The organism is Dyella sp. 2YAF14, from assembly GCF_052114725.1.
GTDB lineage: Bacteria > Pseudomonadota > Gammaproteobacteria > Xanthomonadales > Rhodanobacteraceae > Dyella.
This window is the reverse complement of the sequence record NZ_JBFRFH010000037.1, coordinates 1-855: the sequence shown is the minus strand read 5'-3', so window position 1 is coordinate 855 and position 855 is coordinate 1. Positions and strand designations below refer to the sequence as shown.

Genomic DNA, 855 nt, shown 5'->3' with positions numbered 1-855 from the left:
CACACCATGGGAGTGAGTTGCTCCAGAAGCCGTTAGTCTAACCGCAAGGGGGACGACGACCACGGAGTGGTTCATGACTGGGGTGAAGTCGTAACAAGGTAGCCGTATCGGAAGGTGCGGCTGGATCACCTCCTTTCGAGAACGACATCTTTCTTCCCCGCAAGACGTCCACACAAGACACCTGCATTTTTACGCGACATCCGTGTCGCGGAAAGCGATCATCGCGCGCTTCGTAGCTTTGCTGCTACGGATCGTGTTTCGCTTTTCGTGAACGACGGAAATGATTTCCCGGGTCTGTAGCTCAGGTGGTTAGAGCGCACCCCTGATAAGGGTGAGGCCGGTGGTTCGAGTCCTCCCAGACCCACCATCACCGGATTTTGCCGAGTCATCGGCAAGAGCCCGACCATCCCTGGTCGGACTTCTCACAAAGTCTGGGGCCATAGCTCAGCTGGGAGAGCACCTGCTTTGCAAGCAGGGGGTCGTCAGTTCGATCCTGACTGGCTCCACCATTGTCGACGTAAAAATGGCAGCGCACACATAAGATTTTAGAAAACGAGGCGGCATTGAGGCCGTTCTTGTGTTCATTGAAAACGTAAACGAGTGACAAGCGTCTTGGTTCGAAACCGAATCGAGATGTGTCGTTGAGGCAATTAAGCGAACGCGTTGTTTGGACAGTACGATGATTATCACCTCGTAAGTGATGATGATCGGCCCTGAGGCGACTTGGGGTTATATGGTCAAGCGACTAAGCGTATACGGTGGATGCCTTGGCAGTCAGAGGCGATGAAGGACGTGGCAGCCTGCGAAAAGTGTCGGGGAGCTGGCAACAAGCTTTGATCCGGCAATGTCCGAATG

At 54.0% G+C, this 855-nt stretch carries 2 tRNA genes and 2 rRNA genes; all 4 read left to right on the top strand.

The window, feature by feature from the left end:
- Nucleotides 1–136 (top strand): 16S ribosomal RNA (locus AB4Y82_RS21120); the annotation flags it as partial.
- A gap of 154 nt (nucleotides 137–290) precedes the next feature.
- Nucleotides 291–367 (top strand) — tRNA-Ile (locus tag AB4Y82_RS21115).
- Nucleotides 368–433: 66 nt separating this feature from the next.
- Nucleotides 434–509, top strand: a tRNA-Ala gene (locus AB4Y82_RS21110).
- A 226-nt stretch (nucleotides 510–735) separates the two neighbouring features.
- Nucleotides 736–855 (top strand): 23S ribosomal RNA (locus AB4Y82_RS21105); the annotation flags it as partial.